This window comes from Reyranella sp. GW821-FHT12G01 (assembly GCF_058806575.1).
The window spans coordinates 1,685,544-1,701,822 of record NZ_JBXAPV010000001.1 but is presented as its reverse complement, the minus strand read 5'-3'; the positions used below and the strand labels follow the sequence as shown (position 1 = coordinate 1,701,822).

Annotated in this window: 16 protein-coding genes; 5 read left to right on the top strand and 11 right to left on the bottom strand. The window is 67.4% G+C overall.

From position 1 onward, the window contains the following. Nucleotides 1–13: 13 nt before the first annotated feature. Nucleotides 14–1,729, bottom strand: coding sequence for an N-acyl-D-amino-acid deacylase family protein (locus tag AC1RP5_RS08395; protein ID WP_493110176.1), 1,716 nt, complete (start codon nt 1,727–1,729; stop codon nt 14–16). Between the two features lie 237 nt (nt 1,730–1,966). Then, nucleotides 1,967–3,553 (bottom strand): peptide chain release factor 3, encoded by a 1,587-nt coding sequence (locus tag AC1RP5_RS08390; protein ID WP_493110175.1) that lies wholly within the window; start codon nt 3,551–3,553, stop codon nt 1,967–1,969. Between the two features lie 173 nt (nt 3,554–3,726). On the opposite strand from AC1RP5_RS08390, the gene AC1RP5_RS08385 reads away from it, so the two are divergent. Both AC1RP5_RS08385 and AC1RP5_RS08380 read left to right on the top strand, forming a co-directional pair. Beyond that, nucleotides 3,727–4,731, top strand: a complete 1,005-nt coding sequence (locus tag AC1RP5_RS08385; RefSeq protein ID WP_493110174.1) for a hypothetical protein — start codon at nt 3,727–3,729, stop codon at nt 4,729–4,731. 43 nt (nt 4,732–4,774) lie between these two features. Then, nucleotides 4,775–6,202: a M20/M25/M40 family metallo-hydrolase gene (locus AC1RP5_RS08380; RefSeq protein WP_493110173.1), complete on the top strand. Its 1,428-nt coding sequence runs from the start codon at nt 4,775–4,777 to the stop codon at nt 6,200–6,202. A 123-nt stretch (nt 6,203–6,325) separates the two neighbouring features. Here AC1RP5_RS08380 and AC1RP5_RS08375 read toward each other — a convergent pair whose 3' ends face one another. Continuing rightward, a complete protein-coding gene (locus AC1RP5_RS08375) occupies nt 6,326–8,131 on the bottom strand; it encodes an ABC-F family ATP-binding cassette domain-containing protein (RefSeq protein WP_493110172.1) in 1,806 nt (601 codons plus the stop codon). A gap of 65 nt (nt 8,132–8,196) precedes the next feature. On the opposite strand from AC1RP5_RS08375, the gene AC1RP5_RS08370 reads away from it, so the two are divergent. Both AC1RP5_RS08370 and AC1RP5_RS08365 read left to right on the top strand, forming a co-directional pair. Continuing rightward, nucleotides 8,197–9,129, top strand: coding sequence for a hypothetical protein (locus AC1RP5_RS08370; RefSeq protein WP_493110171.1), 933 nt, complete (start codon nt 8,197–8,199; stop codon nt 9,127–9,129). Between the two features lie 10 nt (nt 9,130–9,139). After that, complete coding sequence (locus AC1RP5_RS08365) at nt 9,140–9,478, top strand: DUF1491 family protein (protein ID WP_493110170.1); 339 nt, start codon at nt 9,140–9,142, stop codon at nt 9,476–9,478. 149 nt (nt 9,479–9,627) lie between these two features. On the opposite strand, the gene AC1RP5_RS08360 is transcribed toward AC1RP5_RS08365, so the two are convergent. The 8 genes from AC1RP5_RS08360 to scpB form a co-directional block, all read right to left on the bottom strand. Next, entirely contained in the window at nt 9,628–10,506 is an 879-nt protein-coding gene (locus tag AC1RP5_RS08360) for a peptidoglycan DD-metalloendopeptidase family protein (RefSeq protein ID WP_493110169.1), read from the bottom strand. A 62-nt stretch (nt 10,507–10,568) separates the two neighbouring features. After that, on the bottom strand, nt 10,569–11,216 hold the full coding sequence (locus AC1RP5_RS08355) for a protein-L-isoaspartate(D-aspartate) O-methyltransferase (RefSeq protein ID WP_493110168.1): 648 nt from the start codon (nt 11,214–11,216) through the stop codon (nt 10,569–10,571). Nucleotides 11,217–11,225: 9 nt separating this feature from the next. Next, nucleotides 11,226–12,023 carry a 5'/3'-nucleotidase SurE gene (gene surE / locus AC1RP5_RS08350; protein ID WP_493110166.1) on the bottom strand — a complete coding sequence of 266 codons (798 nt, stop codon included), beginning with the start codon at nt 12,021–12,023 and terminating at the stop codon, nt 11,226–11,228. After that, complete coding sequence (serS, locus tag AC1RP5_RS08345; protein ID WP_493110165.1) at nt 12,020–13,303, bottom strand: serine--tRNA ligase; 1,284 nt, start codon at nt 13,301–13,303, stop codon at nt 12,020–12,022. The genes surE and serS overlap by 4 nt, the downstream gene beginning before the upstream one ends. Before the next feature lie 2 nt (nt 13,304–13,305). Beyond that, nucleotides 13,306–14,121, bottom strand: coding sequence for a twin-arginine translocase subunit TatC (gene tatC, locus AC1RP5_RS08340; protein WP_493110164.1), 816 nt, complete (start codon nt 14,119–14,121; stop codon nt 13,306–13,308). Between the two features lie 70 nt (nt 14,122–14,191). Continuing rightward, complete coding sequence (gene tatB / locus AC1RP5_RS08335) at nt 14,192–14,716, bottom strand: Sec-independent protein translocase protein TatB (protein ID WP_493110163.1); 525 nt, start codon at nt 14,714–14,716, stop codon at nt 14,192–14,194. A gap of 29 nt (nt 14,717–14,745) precedes the next feature. Then, a complete protein-coding gene (locus tag AC1RP5_RS08330; RefSeq protein WP_493110162.1) occupies nt 14,746–15,018 on the bottom strand; it encodes a twin-arginine translocase TatA/TatE family subunit in 273 nt (90 codons plus the stop codon). 120 nt (nt 15,019–15,138) lie between these two features. Next, nucleotides 15,139–15,834 carry an SMC-Scp complex subunit ScpB gene (scpB, locus tag AC1RP5_RS08325; RefSeq protein WP_493110161.1) on the bottom strand — a complete coding sequence of 232 codons (696 nt, stop codon included), beginning with the start codon at nt 15,832–15,834 and terminating at the stop codon, nt 15,139–15,141. On the opposite strand from scpB, the gene AC1RP5_RS08320 reads away from it, so the two are divergent. After that, the gene (locus AC1RP5_RS08320; RefSeq protein ID WP_493110160.1) at nt 15,769–16,266 is read left to right on the top strand and encodes a hypothetical protein; all 498 of its coding nucleotides are present in this window, start codon (nt 15,769–15,771) and stop codon (nt 16,264–16,266) included. The two genes, scpB and AC1RP5_RS08320, sit on opposite strands and share 66 nt — an antisense overlap. Nucleotides 16,267–16,279: the final 13 nt, after the last annotated feature.

The window sequence follows — 16,279 nt, the reverse complement described above, 5'->3', positions numbered from 1 at the left end:
GGTCCGTTTGAGATCAGGCCGTCGAGCGGACCAGCTTGCCGGGACGGGCGCCGGTTTCGACGCCCTTCTCGAAGATCGGCGTGCCGGAGCAGATCGTCATGTCGTAGCCGTCGACGCTCTGGACCAGACGGCGGCCGCCGGCCGGCAGGTCGAAGATCATTTTCGGGCTGTGCAGGTTGAGGCCGTCGAAGTCGATGACGTTGACGTCCGCCTTCATGCCCGGCTGCAGACGACCGCGATCCTTGAAGCCGTAGAAGTCGGCGGTGCTGCTGGTCATGCGCTTGACCACGAACTCCAGGCCAAGGCGCGGTCCACGGGTGCGGTCACGCACCCAGTGCTGCAGCATGGAAGTGTTGAGCGAGGCATCGCAGATCACGCCGCAATGCGCGCCACCGTCGGACAGGCCGAGGATGGTGTGCGGGTCCTCGATCATCTCGCGCACGACCTCGAGATCGCCGTGCACGTAGTTGGTGACCGGGAAATAGACCATGCGGTTCTCGGCGCCGGTCAGGTAGTCGTAGCAATATTCCTGCGGCGTCACGCCCGCGTCCTTGGCCAGCGCCTCGATGCTGCGCTCCGGCGCGGGCTCGTAGTCCGGCTTGTCGCCGAGCGGATACATGCGGTCCCAACGCGTCGCGATCTGTCGCGACAGCGGCGGCAGCACTTCGAGCAGGCGCGGCGAGGCTTCCTGCGACAGGATCAGGCGGCGCACTTCCGGCGTGCGCAGCTTGGCCAGCATCTCGGCCGGCGGCAGATGAGCCAGTTCGGCGTAGCCCTCGCGCAGGCCGAACGGATTGAGCGAAGTATTGAGGCCGAGCGTCAGGCCCACGGGGCGTCCCGCGACCTGGGCATAGAGCGGCAGGTTGTCGGCGCGGCAGGCGCGCACGCCGTCCATCAGGCGCTTGTAGCGCTGCGGATCGTAGCTGCGGTCGGTGAGCAGGAACCAGACCGGCCGGCCGCTGTGCTTGGCGACTTCACGGACCCAGTTCCACTCCGCCTTCTCGTCGTCGAAGTCGGACAGGAAGCCGAACGTGCCGACGCCGGCGCGGCCCATCGCCTTGCCGATCGCGATCAGCTCCTCATGCTCGGCATAGCGGCCGGGCACCAGGTCGCCGGCCAAGGTCTTGTGCTGGTCGGTGCGGCTGGTGGTGAAGCCGACGGCGCCCGCCTTCAGCGCTTCCTCGGTGAGGCGCGCCATCAGCTCGATATCCTCGGCCGTCGCCATCTCGCGCTTGATGGCGCGCTCGCCCATCGCATAGACCCGCAGCGGATGGTGGGCGACCTGGGCGCCGATATCGATGGTGCGCGGCAGGCGGTCCAGCGCGTCGAGATATTCCGGGAAGCTCTCCCAGTCCCACTTCAGGCCTTCGGTGAGGGTGATGCCGGGGATATCCTCGACACCCTCCATCATCTCGATGAGGGCCTTCTGATGCTCGTTGCGCACCGGCGCAAAGCCGACGCCGCAATTGCCGAACACGAGTGTCGTGGCGCCATGCCAGGAAGACGGCGCCAGCACCGGATCCCAGGTCGCTTGACCGTCATAATGAGTGTGAACGTCGACCCAGCCCGGCGTGACCAGCCGTCCCTCGGCCTTGACCTCGCGCTTGCCCGGACCCGCCTTGCCGCCGACCTGGACGATCTTGTCGCCGTCGATGGCCACGTCGCCCTGAAACGCCGGCGCGCCCGTGCCGTCGACGATGGTGCCGCCCCGGATGACGATGTCGTGCATGGCCTGTCCCGCTACCTGTGAAATGGAGCCGTAACCTTTCCACACACGGCCGGGCCCGAAAAGACAGAAGCCATGCATTACTGGCTTCCGGTCATTCAGTGCGGAATTGCTGACTCATTTTCCTCGCCATTCAAATGGGGAGGTGGCCCGAAGGGCCGGAGGGGTCATGACCCCATCGCCCCGTATGACGGGGCACTTCCCCATTTGAATGGGGAAGCAAATAATCTCCGAAGGACTCTAAGAGCGTTCTCGAATGTCGCTGAACTTCACCTTCGTGCTCTTCTCGGCGATGTAGCCCAGCTCCCAGGCGTTGCGCGCCAAGAACACCGGCGAGCCGTCGCGGTCCTCGGACATGCCGCCGCGATTGGCCGACATGAACTCTTCCAGGTCGGCCTTGGTCTCGGCGGAGATCCAGCGTGCGGTCTCGAACGGCGCAGGTTCGAGATCGATATGGACGTTGTACTCGGCCTCGACCCTGGTCTTCAGCACGTCGAGCTGCAGCTCGCCGACGACACCGACGATATGGTCGCCGCCGATGACGCGACGGAACACCTGCGTCACGCCCTCTTCCGCGAGGTCCTCCAGCGCGCGCCGCAGCTGCTTGGACTTCATCGGATCCTCCAGCCGCACGCGGCGCAGGATTTCCGGCGCGAAGTTCGGGATGCCGGTGATCTTGAGCGTCTCGCCCTCGGTCAGCGTGTCGCCGACGCGGAGCACGCCGTGGTTGGGAATGCCGATGATGTCGCCGGGCCAGGCCTCGTCGACGATCTCGCGTTCGCGGGCGAAGAACAGGATCGGCGAGTTGACCGCCATCACCTTGGACGTGCCCATCTGCGTCAGCTTCATGCCGCGACGGAACTTGCCGCTGCACAGGCGCAGGAAGGCGATGCGATCGCGATGATTGGGATCCATGTTGGCCTGGACCTTGAACACGAAGCCCGAGACCTTGGGTTCGGTCGGCTGGATGGGCCGCGGCTCGGCGGGTTGCGGGCGCGGCGGCGGCGCCCAGGCCGCGATCGCGTCCAGAAGCTCCTTCACACCGAAATTGTTGTAGGCCGAGCCGAAGAACACCGGCGAGAGATGCCCCGCGCGATAGCTTTCGAGATCGAACGCCGGATAGCCCGCGCGCACCAGCTCGACTTCCTCGGCAAAGTTCGAATCGGAAATCTGGTAATTCTCGATCACCTCGCCGATGCGGCTGCGGTCGGTGTTGTCGAACACCAGCATGCGGTTGTTGTTGAGATCGTAGGTGCCCTTGAAGTTCTGGCCCGAGCCGGTCGGCCAGGTCATGGGCGAGACGTCGAGCGCCAGGGTCGAGGCGACCTCATCCAGAAGCTCGATCGGGTCCTTGGACTCGCGGTCCATCTTGTTGATGAAGGTGACGATCGGCACGTCGCGCAGGCGACAGATCTCGAACAGCTTGCGCGTGCGCGCCTCGATGCCCTTGGCGGCGTCGATCACCATCACCGCCGAATCGACGGCGGTCAGGGTGCGGTAGGTGTCCTCGGAGAAGTCCTCGTGGCCCGGCGTGTCGAGCAGGTTGAAGACCGCGCCGCCATACTCGAAATGCATCACCGAGGTGGTGACCGAGATGCCGCGCTGCTGCTCGATCTTCATCCAGTCCGAGCGCGCCCGCCGCGCCTCGCCGCGCGCCTTCACGGCGCCCGCCACATGGATGGCGCCGCCGAACAGCAGCAGCTTTTCCGTCAGCGTCGTCTTGCCGGCGTCAGGGTGCGAGATGATCGCAAACGTACGCCGCAGGCCTGCCGGATGGCCGGCCAGGGCAGAATCGGACGCGACGGCGGGAGCGGCGGAATCGGGCACTTTTGACCTTTGGGAGGGGTGGCGTGGGGGTAGCGGAGGCAGGCCCGGGCGTCAACTCGGCCGTGGGCAGTTCTCCCGGGGCTCCCGCTTGGTCGCGTTGCCGAGGTTTGTTAGTACGACGGCGGTCATTTTCCGGTGCGCGGCGCGCTTCCGGCTGGGGTGGATTGGGGTCAATGGACAAGACGAAGGCTGGCAAGACGCCAATCGCGCTCCGCGTGCTGAAAGAGCTGGTGCTCCCGGTCGCCGGCGGCGTCGCCTACGGCGCGATCGTGGCCCAGGCCAAGCAGATGCCGCTCGACGGCGTGACGGCGGGCGGCGTGGCGTTCTTCTGCATCCTGGCCGCGCAGGGCCTGATCCTGCGGGCGGCCCGGAATGCCCGCGTCGAGCAGCCCGCGGCGAAGGCCGCCGTCCTCGCGGCCTTGCCCGAGCCGACCAAGCTGCTCCCCGCTCCGGAAAAAGCACCCGACACGGAAGCCGTGAAGGAGCCCGCGAAGGAACCGGAGAAAGCCGCGGAGCCCGTGCCCGTGCTCGTCATGGGACCGTCCGTCGAACCGGTCGTCGCGCCCGTCGCCGTGACGGTCATCGAGCTGGCGCTCACGCCCGCCCCCACCGCCAAACCCGCCAACGACTTCGTCAGCATCCGCGTCGGCGTCGAGGAGCTGAAGGAACAGGGCGCCTGGCCGGAGCCCGAACCGGAAAAGCAGGAGGACGGCCAGCGCCCGCTCTTCCGCAACCTCGCCCATTCACCGGCCAAGCGGACACCCGTGGAAGCGCTGGCGCCGAAGCAGCTCCTCGACCTGAAGATGCCCTACCAGGCCGTGCTCAACGCCGCCGTGAATTTCGAGCGCGAGGTGAAGCGCCACGCCGACATGGCCGACGACCGCGCCGTCCCCCTCGACAGCCTGTTCGAGCAGGAGCGCTTCAGCCTGTCGAAGGACAAGCTCCAGCAGCTCGATACCTTGCGCCGCATCCGGAACAACATCCTCAACGGCTTCGAGACACTGGTCGATCCTGTCGAGGCCACCGCCCTCGTCGCGGCTTTCGACCGCGCGGCCTCGTGGTTCGGTCCCGCCAAGGCTGAGCCCGCGAAGGAAGAGCCGGAGAAGCCGACCCAGGACGAATCGGAGAAACCCGCTGAGGACAAAGCGGAGAAAAAGGCCGACGCCGTCGAAAGTTGAGCCGAGAGTTTGCGGGAGCAGACGGCGGGACTAAACTCCTGCCATGAACCCCGACCAGCTCAAAACCTTCATCGGCAGCTTCTGGGACGACCAGATCCTGCCGTCCCTCACCGACTACATCCGCATCCCCAACAAGTCGCCGTCGTTCGACCCCAAGTGGGAGGAGAACGGCTTCATGGAGCAGGCGGTCACGCTGATGACCGACTGGGCGAGGCCGCACGTCGCCGCCTTCGCGGGCGCGACGATGGAGGTGGTGCGGCTGCCGGGGCGCACGCCGCTGATCTTCATCGAAATCCCGGGTGACGATAACGACGACACCGTCCTGCTCTACGGCCATCTCGACAAGCAGCCCGAGATGAAGGGCTGGGCCGAGGGCATGGGGCCGTGGATCCCGGTGCGCAAGGACGACAAGCTCTACGGCCGCGGTGGCGCCGATGATGGCTACGCGATCTATGCCTGCTTCGCCGCGTTGCTGGCGCTGCAGGAGCAGAAGGTGCCGCGGGCCCGCTGCGTCATCATGATCGAGGGCTGCGAGGAATCCGGCAGCTACGACCTGCCCTTCTATGTCGACCATCTGCTCGACCGGATCGGCGACCCGTCGCTGGTCGTCTGCCTCGATTCGGGCTGCGGCGATTGGGACCGGATGTGGCTCACCACGTCGTTGCGCGGCATCGCCGCCGGCACGCTCAAGGTGCGCGTCCTGAATGAGGGCGTTCACTCGGGCGACGCGTCGGGCATCGTGCCTTCGTCGTTCCGGATCACGCGCGCGTTGCTGACGCGGCTGGAGGACGAGGCGACCGGCGAGATGAAACTGCCGGAGCTGTTCGTGCAGATCCCGCCGCAACGCATCGCGCAGGCCTCCGAAGCCGCCCGCGTGCTGGGCGACGAGGTCTATCGCAAGTTCCCCTTTGCCGGCACGACCAAGCCGATGGTCGACGATCTCGGCCAGATGGTGCTGAACCGCACCTGGCGGCCGCAGCTCGCGACGGTCGGCATGGCGGGCTATCCCGAACCGATCGACGCCGGCAACGTGCTGCTGCCCTACACCGAGGCGAAGATCAGCGTGCGCACGCCGCCGACGCTCGACGCGAAGGCCGCCGCGCAGGCGATCAAGAAGGCGCTGGAATCCGATCCACCCTATGGCGCCACCGTCGAGTTCGACGCCGGCGAAGGCGGTCAGAGCGGCTGGCACGCGCCGCCGCTGGCGCCGTGGCTCGAGAAGGCCGTGACCGAGGCTTCGCAGGAAGCCTTCGGCGAGCCGGTCGCCTACATGGGCGAAGGCGGCACGATCCCGTTCATGGGCATGCTGGGCGACAAGTTCCCCAAGACGCAGTTCGTGATCACCGGCGTGCTCGGTCCGCATTCGAATGCGCATGGGCCGAACGAGTTCCTGCACATTCCGACGGGGAAGAAGGTGACCGTCGCGACGGCGCTGATGATCAAGGCGCACTACGAGCGGAAGAAGAAGTAGGCGTTGAATTTGCCTCCCCATTCAAATGGGGAGGTGGCGGGCGTCTTACGCCGACGGAGGCGTCATGACCCCATCGCCCCCGTAAGACGGGGGCACTTCCCCATTTGAATGGGGAAGGAAGCTTTAGCCGCCCAGCTCTTCCTTGAGCATTTCGAGTTCGAGCCATTCGGTTTCGGCGGCTTCGATCTCGGCTTGCGCGGTGCCGATGCGGGTGGTCTTCGACTGAAAGCTCTTGGGATCGCGGCGGTAGAGGTCGGGGTCGGCTAGCGCCTGCTGCAAAGTCGCGATCTCGGCCTGCAGGGCTTCGATCTTCTTCGGCAATTCGACCAGGGCGCGCTCGCGTTTGTAGCCCAGGCGGGCCTTGGCCTGCCCGGCCGGCTTCGGCGGCGCCTTGTCCTTCGCGCGCGAGGGCGTGACGCCGGTCGGCTCCACCCTTGGGCCGCGCTGGTTCACATAGTCAGTGTAACCGCCGGCATATTCCGTCGCGGTGCCGTCGCCTTCGAGCACGATGGTCGAGGTCACGAGCCGGTCGAGGAAGTCGCGGTCGTGGCTCACCAGCAGGACGGTGCCGTCGTAATCGTCGAGCGCTTCCTGCAGCAGGTCGAGCGTGTCGGCGTCGAGATCGTTGGTCGGCTCGTCGAGCACGATCATGTTCGAAGGTGCTGCCAGCGCCTTGGCGAGCAGCAGGCGGTTGCGTTCGCCGCCCGAGAGCGTGCGCACCGGCTGGCGCGCCTGCTCGTCGCGGAACAGGTATTCGCGCAGGTACGTCATCACATGCGTGAGATGACCGCGCACCAGCACATGGTCGTTGCGGTCGGCCAACGTCTCCCACGGCGTCTTGTCGGGATCGAGGCCGATGCGGCGCTGGTCGATCACCACCGGCATCAGGTTGGCGCCGAGCTTCACCGTGCCGCTGTCGGGCTCGAGCTCGCCCATCAGCATCTTGAGGAGCGTCGTCTTGCCCGCGCCATTCGGCCCGATCAGGCCGATGCGGTTCTTACGGAAGATGCGCGTCGAGAAATCCTCGACGATGATCTTGTCGCCCCAGCGCTTGGTGATGTTGCGCGCCGTGACGACCAGCGCGCCCGAGGCTTCGGCGCTGCCGGCCTCGATGGTGGCGCGGCCCACGGGGCCGATCTGCTGGCTGCGCTGCTGGCGAAGTGCCGCGAGCGCGCGCAGGCGGCCTTCGTTGCGCGTACGGCGAGCGCGAATCGACTTGCCGGCCCATTCGGTCTCGCGCTCGATCAGGCGGTCGAGCTTGTGCCGCTCGGTCGCCTCGCGTTCGAGAATGTCGTTCGACCAGGTCTCGAACTCGCCATAACCCTTGTCGAGGCGGCGCACGATGCCGCGGTCGAGCCACAGCACGGCGCGTGTCAAATTGGTGAGGAAGCGCCGGTCGTGGCTCACCAGCACATAGGCGCCGCGCCACTTCGAGAGCTTCTCCTCCAGCCACTCGATGGTCGGCAGGTCGAGATGGTTGGTCGGCTCGTCGAGCAGCATCACGTCGGGCTCGCCGATCAGCACGCGCGCCAGCGCCGCGCGGCGCGCCTCGCCGCCCGAAAGCGTGGTCGGATCGCGCCCGCTGTCGAGCTTCATGTCCTCGAGGATGGCGGCGACGCGATAGTCGTCCGGGCCCAGCGAATCGGTGAGCGCGGAGGCGACATAGTCGCCGACCGTGGCGTGGCCGGTGAAGTCCGGCTCCTGCGGCAGGGTGGCGACAGTGGCGCCGGGCTGGGCGAAGCGCTCGCCCGAATCGGCGATCGGCGCGCCCGCCAGGATGCGCAGCAGGGTCGACTTGCCCGCACCGTTGCGTCCGACCAGCGACAGGCGCTCGCCCGGCGCGATGCCGAGATCGACGCCGGCCAGGATGGTCTGGTCGCCGAGGTGGAAGCGGATATCGCTCAGCGCAAGGAGGGGCGGATCGGCCATGGAGCGCGCTGTATTGGCCGAACCTGTCCACATCGGCAAGGGCAGAAGCCGCGCTATGGTCGGCCATGCTCGAGGTCGTGGCAGAGCCGCAGCGGATCGACCGCGCCATCAGGCGCCTGCATGGTGCATTGCAGGGCGTTCCCGCGCGCGGCGTGCGACTGACCTGGCGCGGCGGCGAACTTCGCACGACCATCCATTGGGCGCGCGACGACGCCTTCTGGTGGGCGGTCGAGCCGCGCCACACCCGCGACGCGCTGGTCCTCGGCCATGCGCCCGAGGCGCCCTCCCGGCGCGAGAGCATCACCTGCGAGATCAACCTGCCGCGCACCGATGCCGACCGGAAGGTGGCGGGCATGATCGTCGAGGACCAGGCCGGCGCGCTCTATCTCGCCCATTCCGGCCGCATGGGCGGCGCGCGGCCGGGCCAGAGCATGGAGGCCTTCCGCGAGTTCCTGGCCGAGGGCGTGTGGCGCAGCGTGAGATGGCCCGACGGCGAGGAGCGCGAGGCGCTGATCGTGGCGCCGCTCGACAGCCCGCGCCTCAACCGGCTGCTCGGCCGTTTCGTCGACGCCGTGCGCCGCTACAAGGCGGGCGGCGCGGCGCCGCTGCAGACCGCGCTCTGCACCGATCCCTCGACGCGCGTGCCGCCGGCCGCGGCCTGCGATCGCGCGCTGGTCGATGCCGCGCTCTACGAGGAACTGACCAAGCGCGGCGTATTCGGCGGCACGACGGATCTCTTCTCGGTCGGTCCGGCCGGGCCGAAGCCGCTGTTCGCGCTGATCACCGACGGCCAGCCCGAGGACGTGGCGCTGGCGGTCGGATCGCTGTCGCTCGCGGCCGCGCGCCAGGGCACGGCCGTGCGGCCGATCCTCATCGCCCCGGTCGACCTGCCCGGCGAGGAAGAAGGCTCGCTCGCCGCCCTGCCCTTTCCGTGCGTGCGCTATCAGTGGCGCGGCGCGCGGGCGGTGTTTGACGGGTTGGACGACGCACTGGCATGAAGGGCCCATCATGGTGATGGGCCTCACGACGGGACTATGGGTCAGCGCGCAGGTTCGCCTGTGCGATCGCGCGTTCATTCCGGCCGCCGTGGTGCGGCGCGGCGATCCCGATGTCGGCACGGTGCTGCTGAAGATCAACCGCTTCGAGGCGGGCGTGACCGTGTTCACCCAGACCAGCACGCTCGACGACGAGCCCTCGTGGAGCCGCGGCACCGGCCCCTCGCCCGTCACCGAGCCCGAAGCCGACGCCTACATCGCCCGCCAGGTCGCGCGCGACCCCGACCTGTGGGTCCTCGAGATCGAGGACCGCAAGGGTGAGTACAAGATGATCGGCAAGATCGTAGGCTGAGCGAAGCTCAGCCTGTGAGCGGCAGGACATTGCGCAGCAATGTCCAGGAGCGACGTAGGAAGTGCGATCACTGCAAGTCATGACCCCTCCGTCGCGCTGTGAGCGCGCCACCTCCCCATTTGAATGGGGAGGTATCCTTGAAGACCCACTTACTTGGACAGAACCGTCGTCGGATCGATCGGCTTGCCGGCGCGGCGCACTTCGAAGTGGAGCTGCGGTTCGGGCGTGCCGCCGGAATTGCCGACCTTGGCGATGGACTGGCCGCGCTTGACCGTGTCGCCCTTCTTCACGAGCAGCTCTTCGTTGTTGCCGTAGGCGGTGATGTAGCCGCCGGGATGCTCGACCAGCACCAGGTTGCCCATCTTGGGGATTTCGGAGCCGGTATAGATCACCTTGCCGCCTTCGGCCGCCTTCACCGGCGTGCCCTTGGCGGCAGCGATGTCGATGCCGTCGTTCTTCTGGCCACCCGAGGTGCCGTAGGGCGTGACGATCTTGCCGCTGACCGGCCAGCTCATCTTGGGCGGCGGGGTCACCGAGGCGCTGGTCTGCGCCTTGGCAAGCGGCGTCGGCTCGCCGGCGGGCGCGGCCGAGCGCGGCGCCTCGCCCTGCGAGGAGCCCGGCGGCGGCGCGAGGCCCTCGCGCTTCACCGAGGACGGCGCGTTCGGGTTGGCGGCGGCGGTCTGCTGCGCGGCCGACTCGCCGTAGCTGTCCTGCACGAAGCGGGCGCCCGGGATCGAGAGCGACTGGCCGGGCTTCAGCGTATAGGGCGCCTTGAGGTTGTTGCGGTCGATGATGGTCTGCGACGACACGCCGTAGCGCCGCGAGATGCTCTCGACCGTGTCCTTGTCCTTCACGACATAGACGGGAACGGCATTGGGGCCCGCGCCGGAGCCGGGATATTCCATGGTGCCTTCACGGGCACCCATGACGGTGTTGCAGGCGCCGAGCGCGACCGACAGCACCGCCATTGTACCCAGCGTGTGCATCCGGCCGGCCCATCGCGAGGGGAAGCGAGGGGCTCTTTTCATACGCTCATACTACTGCATGACGATTCCGGCGGGAATCGGGCTCGCGTCGATTTCTGACGGTGTCAGCCCTGCCCAAGTACCGGCAGCGGACCCGTCACCAGCGGCACGAAGCGCACCGGCATCAGCGTGTCGCGTTGCAGGCCGCTCTCGTTCTTCACGATGCGCTCGACGACCTGGGAGGTCGGATCGCGGCCCACCGGCACGATCAGGATGCCGCCGACGGCAAGCTGGTCGATCAGCGCCTGCGGGCGTTCCTCGGCGGCGGCTGTGACGATGATGCGGTCGAACGGCGCCTGGCCCGGCCAGCCCTTGCTGCCGTCGTTGATGTCGACCACGACGTTGTAGATGCCGAGGTCGAGCAGCAGGCGCTCGGCCGCCTTGGACAGCGGCTTGAAGCGCTCGATCGAGTAGACGCGGCGCGCAAGCTTGGCCAGCACGGCGGCCTGGTAGCCCGAGCCGGTGCCGATCTCGAGCACCTTCATGCGCGGGCCGACCCGCAGCGCTTCGGTCATGGCGGCGACCACCAGCGGCTGACTGATCGTCTGGCCGAAGGCGATGGGCAGCGCGGTGTTCTCCCAGGCGCGCTCGGCGAAGGGCTGCGACACGAAGCGCTCGCGATCGACCGAGGCGACGGCGCCGAGCACGTTCTCGTCCGTGATGCCCGAGTTGCGCAGCTCGGCGATCAGGCGCTGCATCGCGGGGACGTTCACGGGCGCCCTCTAGTCGGTGTCGACGGGTGACGCCTCGAACTCCGCGACGAGCTTGCGGCGCATGCTCTCGTGAGTGAGGTCGAGGTGCAGCGGCGTCACCGAGATATGGCCCGAGCGGACAGCGGCGATGTCGCTCGCGGCGTCGATCTCGCTCTCCTGCGGGGCGTAGCCGATCCAGTAGTAGGTGCCGCCGCGCGGATCCTTGCGCTCGACGATATGGCCGCCGAAGCCGCGCGTGCCGGTGTGCGTCACTCGCACGCCCTGCACCGAGCCCGCCACGACGTCGGGGAAGTTGACGTTGATCAGCACGTTGCGCGGCCAGTCGAGCGCCAGCACGCGGCGCGCCACCGCGGCGCCATGGGCGGTCGCGGTGCCCCACTTCACCGGGTGGTCGTGCATGTGGGCCTGGCTGAAGGCGATCGACGGGATGCCCAGCAGGCAGCCTTCCATGGCAGCCGCGATGGTGCCCGAATAGGTCACATCGTCGGCGATGTTGGTGCCGCGGTTGACGCCCGACAGGACGAGGTCGGGCTTGCGGTCCTTCAGCAGGTGCTTGACGGCGAACAGCACGCAGTCGGTCGGCGTGCCGTCGATCGCGAACTTGTGCTCGCTGACCTCACGCGCGCGGATCGGCCGCGACAGCGACAGCGAATGGCCGGCGCCGCTCTGGTTGACCTCGGGCGCCACGATCCAGACGTCGCTGGAAAGCTGCGTGGCGATCTCGACCAGCGCCTCCAGGCCCGGCGCATGGATGCCGTCGTCGTTGGTGACGAGGATGCGCGCCTTGGCGAGGTTGGCGACCTTCATTTCGCGGCGGGCGCGGGAATGAGTTCGAGGCCGCCCATGTAGGAACGCAGCGCCTCGGGCACGGTCACCGAGCCGTCCTCGTTCTGGTAGTTCTCCAGCACCGCGACCAGCGTGCGGCCGACCGCGAGGGCCGAACCGTTCAGGGTGTGCAGGAAGCGCGTGCCCTTCCCTTCCTTCGGACGGTAGCGCGCGTTCATGCGGCGCGCCTGGAAGTCGCCCATGTTCGAGCAGCTCGAAATCTCGCGATAGGCGTCCTGGCCGGGCAGCCAGACCTCGATGTCGAAGGTCTTGCGCGAGCCGAAGCCCATGTCGCCGCCGCACAGCACGACGGTGCGATAGGGCAGGCCGAGGCGCTTCAGCACCAGCTCCGCGCATTCCGTCATGCGCTCGTGCTCGGCGTCGGACTGCTCGGGCGTCGTGATGCTGACCAGCTCGACCTTGGGGAACTGATGCTGGCGGATGATGCCGCGCGTGTCCTTACCGGCCGATCCCGCCTCGGAGCGGAAGCAGGGCGTGAACGCGGTGAAGCGCAGCGGCAGCTCGCGCTCCTCCAGCACCATGTCGTTCACCATGTTGGTGAGTGAGACCTCGGCGGTCGGGATCAGCCAGAAGCCGTTGTCGGTGTGGAACATGTCCTCGGCGAACTTCGGCAGCTGGCCGACGCCGTAGACGGCCGCGTCCTTCACCAGGAGCGGCGGGTTGACCTCGGTGTAGCCGCCCTCGACCGTGTGCAGGTCGAGCATGAACTGCGACAGGGCGCGTTCCAGCCGCGCGAGATGCGACTTCAGGAACACGAAGCGCGAGCCGGAGATCTTCACGGCGGCGGCGAAATCCATGTTGCCGGTCGCCTCGCCCAGCGCCACGTGGTCCTTGGGCGCGAAGCTGAAGTTGCGCTGGTTGCCGTCGCGGCGGATCTCGACGTTGCCGGTCTCGTCGACGCCGTCGGGCACGCTCTCGAACGGCAGGTTGGGCAGCACCTCGAGGCGGATCTTCAGCTCCTCGTCGAGGCGCTGGGCCTCATGCTCGCCGTTCTTCAGGCTCTGCTCGAGGGCCGCGACCTCGGCCATCAGCGCGTCGGCGTTCTCGCCCTTGCGCTTGGCCATGCCGATCTGCTGGCTGAGTGCCTTGCGCCTGGCCTGGATGGATTCGCTGTCGGAGATGGCGGCGCGGCGGCGCTTGTCGATCTCCAGGATCTCGGCCGAGAGCGGCGCCAGGCCGCGCTTCTTCAGGCCGGCGTCGAACGCCTCGGGGCTTTCGCGGATGAAACGGATGTCATGCATGGCTAGCTGCCGGACGCTTCGCCGGTCCTCTCGGCTTCCTCGGCCTTCTTTTCGGCCTCCTCGGCCGCCTTCTCCTCGCGCGCACGCTTCCGCTCGATCGTGCCGCCGATCAGGATGCTGATCTCGTAGAAGGCCATCAGCGGGATCGCGAGCGCGATCTGGCTCACGACGTCGGGCGGCGCCAGCACGGCGGCGATGACGAAGGCTATGACGACGGCGTAGCGGCGCTTGGACTTCAGCCCCTCGGTCGTGGCGATGCCGACCTGGATCAGCAGGGTCAGCAGGACCGGGACCTCGAAGGCGAAACCGAAGGCGAAGACGAGCTGCAGGATGCGTTCGAGATAGTCCGACGATCTCAGCGTCTTCTCGATGTCCGGCGGCGCGTACTGCGTCAGCATGAAGTTGATCACGTACGGTAGCACGACGTAATACATCAGCGCGCAGCCGGCATAGAACATGAACGGCGTGGCGACGAGGAACGGGATGAACGCCCGCTTCTCGTGGCGATAAAGTCCCGGCGCCACGAACAGCCAGATCTGCACCGCGATCAGCGGGAAACCCACGATCAGCGCAACGAACGCCGACAGCTTCACCGTGACGAAGAAGAACTCGAAGATGTCGAGGACGATGACCTTGTACCCGTCCGCCAGCGCCGGCTGGATCAGGAACGAGAAGATCGGCTTGGCGAAGTAGAAGGTGACGAAGAAGACCGCGAAGAAGCAGATCAGCGCATAGATCAGGCGCTTGCGCAGCTCGATCAGGTGATCGAGCAGCGGCATCGGCTTGTCGTCTTCAGGTCCGTCGTGCGCTTGGGTCACTATCTACGTCGCCGCATGGGGAGCCGCGTTATGCCGCCCTTTGGCGCGCAATTCAAAGCGCAAGTTGGCGCTAGCCAGCCGCGACGGCCTTGGCCGGCTTTTCTTCGCCCGCAGGAGCCGGCTCGGCCGGCGCTTCGGCCACGACAGGTGCCGGCTCAGGCGCCGGCGCCGATTCGGGCGCGGTCAGGGCCGCTTCCGCAGGCGCCGCGGCGACGGCGGTCTCGAGCGTGGGCTCGGCCGCGATCTGGGGAGCGGATTCCGGCTCGACCAGCGGATTGTCGATCTGGGCCCTGGCTTCCGCCATGGCCTTCTCGCCCTCCGCCATGCCCTCCTGGAGCGCGCTCTTGATCTCCTTGGTCGGGTCGAGCGCCTGCAGGTCGAGGCCAGGGGTGGCCGCGAGCTGCTTCTTCACGTCGTCGAGGTCGGCCTGGCGCACCATCTCGTCGACATGGCCGCGGAATTCCGAGGCCATGCCGCGCATCTGCGCCATCCACTTGCCCCAGCTGCGCAGCATGCCGGGCAGCTCCTTGGGGCCGATGACGACAAGCGCCACCACCGCGATCACCAGAAGCTCGGGACTATCGATGCCAAACATGGCCGGTCAGGCCCTCACAACGCGCCGTGTCAGACCTTGGCGGCGCTGTCCTGGTGGTGGACCGTGCCGCCCGGCGGGGTGGTCGTCGCCTGAGCCGAGATCGGCTTGGCCGTGTCACCCGGCTGTGCGCCCGGCTGAGCCTGCGGCGGTGTCTCTTCTTGGCCGCCCCCGACGCCCTTCTTGAAGGCCGAGAGGCCCTTTCCGAAGTCGCCCATGAGCTGCGAGACCTTGCCGCGACCGCCGAACAGCAGCAGCACGACGGCCAGCACGATCAGCCAGTGCCATACGCTGAAGCTACCCATTTCAAAATGCTCCCAAGTCGATTTTCAATCGGCGTGTCGAATTACGAATGCCGATTATGGCATCCGCTACGAAGCCCCGGCAACCTGTCGAATGCGACCGAATAAGGTCGTTTAGGGGCGTCAGCGCCCCTGTTCCCCACTGGCTTCCTCGACGGCGAGCGGTTCGTCGGGCTCGTCGTCCGTGGGCTCGAGCGGCAGGTCGGGCTCGTCCGGCCTGAATATGGGGGGCTGCGAGCGGGCATCCAAGAGCCCGGCAGCCTTCAATTCCTCATGGCCCGGCAGGTCGTCGAGGCTCGGCAGGCCGAAATGCTCGAGGAAGAAGTCGGTCGTGCCCCAGGTCACCGGCTTGCCGGGCGCGCGGCGGCGGCCCATCGGCTTGATCCAGTTCTGCTCGAACAGCAGGTCTAGCGTGCCCTTGCTGAGGCCGACGCCGCGGACCTGCTCGATCTCGGCGCGCGTCACCGGCTGGTGATAGGCGATGATCGCCAGCGTCTCGACCGAGGCCCGCGACAGTTTGCGCGTCACCGGCCGCTCGATCTTGAGCTTCTCGGAAAGGTCAGGGGCCGTGCGGAAGGCATAGCCGCCCGCAACCTGTACCAGGTTCACACCGCGGCCGGCATACATCTCGGCGAGGTCGGCCACGAGGCGCTTCACGTCGGCGTCGTTGGGCAGGCGCTCGGCCAACTCCTTCTCGTCGAGCGCCTGCGTGCCGGCGAAGACCAGCGCCTCGAGCAGGCGCAGGTGCTGGGCATGGTCGGGCGAGACGACGTCGGTGACGTTGGCGGCAGGCGCTTCCCCGGCGGCGGCCGCCGACATGGCGATAGCCGCGACCGCGACGGCCTCAGCGGCCACGGCCTCGACGACGGCGCTCTCGTCGGTGGCCACAGCCGAAGCTTCCGGCGCGGCTTCGTCGGCAACGGCGGCCTTTACAGGCTCCTCGCCGTCTCCGTCGTCGCTGTCCTCGTCATCGTCCTTCTCGTCGTCTTCGTCGGCGTCGCCGTCTTCCTCGTCGCCGTCCTCATCGTCATCTTCGTCGTCGTCCGAATCTTCGTCGTCGTCATCGTCGTCCGAATCATCATCGTCACCATCCGAATCATCATCGTCATCGGAATCGTCGTCGTCCGACTCGTCGTCGTCATCCTCGTCTTCTTCGTCGTCCTCGGGCTTTTCCTTGGCGGCCGCGAGTTCGCGCACGAGGGCCAGCGCGTCGGGATCTTCGACGGCCGGCGTGGCGTTTTCGATGTCTGACATATCGGGGACC

Bases quoted from the DNA above. Each gene is read 5' to 3' on its own strand.
- AC1RP5_RS08395 (WP_493110176.1), bottom strand. From the start codon at position 1,729: ATGCACGACATCGTCATCCGGGGCGGCACCATCGTCGACGGCACGGGC.
- AC1RP5_RS08385 (WP_493110174.1), top strand. From the start codon at position 3,727: ATGGACAAGACGAAGGCTGGCAAGACGCCAATCGCGCTCCGCGTGCTG.
- AC1RP5_RS08380 (WP_493110173.1), top strand. From the start codon at position 4,775: ATGAACCCCGACCAGCTCAAAACCTTCATCGGCAGCTTCTGGGACGAC.
- AC1RP5_RS08375 (WP_493110172.1), bottom strand. From the start codon at position 8,131: ATGGCCGATCCGCCCCTCCTTGCGCTGAGCGATATCCGCTTCCACCTC.
- AC1RP5_RS08370 (WP_493110171.1), top strand. From the start codon at position 8,197: ATGCTCGAGGTCGTGGCAGAGCCGCAGCGGATCGACCGCGCCATCAGG.
- AC1RP5_RS08365 (WP_493110170.1), top strand. From the start codon at position 9,140: ATGGTGATGGGCCTCACGACGGGACTATGGGTCAGCGCGCAGGTTCGC.
- AC1RP5_RS08360 (WP_493110169.1), bottom strand. From the start codon at position 10,506: ATGAAAAGAGCCCCTCGCTTCCCCTCGCGATGGGCCGGCCGGATGCAC.
- surE (WP_493110166.1), bottom strand. From the start codon at position 12,023: ATGAAGGTCGCCAACCTCGCCAAGGCGCGCATCCTCGTCACCAACGAC.
- serS (WP_493110165.1), bottom strand. From the start codon at position 13,303: ATGCATGACATCCGTTTCATCCGCGAAAGCCCCGAGGCGTTCGACGCC.
- tatB (WP_493110163.1), bottom strand. From the start codon at position 14,716: ATGTTTGGCATCGATAGTCCCGAGCTTCTGGTGATCGCGGTGGTGGCG.
- AC1RP5_RS08330 (WP_493110162.1), bottom strand. From the start codon at position 15,018: ATGGGTAGCTTCAGCGTATGGCACTGGCTGATCGTGCTGGCCGTCGTG.
- AC1RP5_RS08320 (WP_493110160.1), top strand. From the start codon at position 15,769: ATGGTCGGGCGAGACGACGTCGGTGACGTTGGCGGCAGGCGCTTCCCC.
- scpB (WP_493110161.1), bottom strand. From the start codon at position 15,834: ATGTCGGCGGCCGCCGCCGGGGAAGCGCCTGCCGCCAACGTCACCGAC.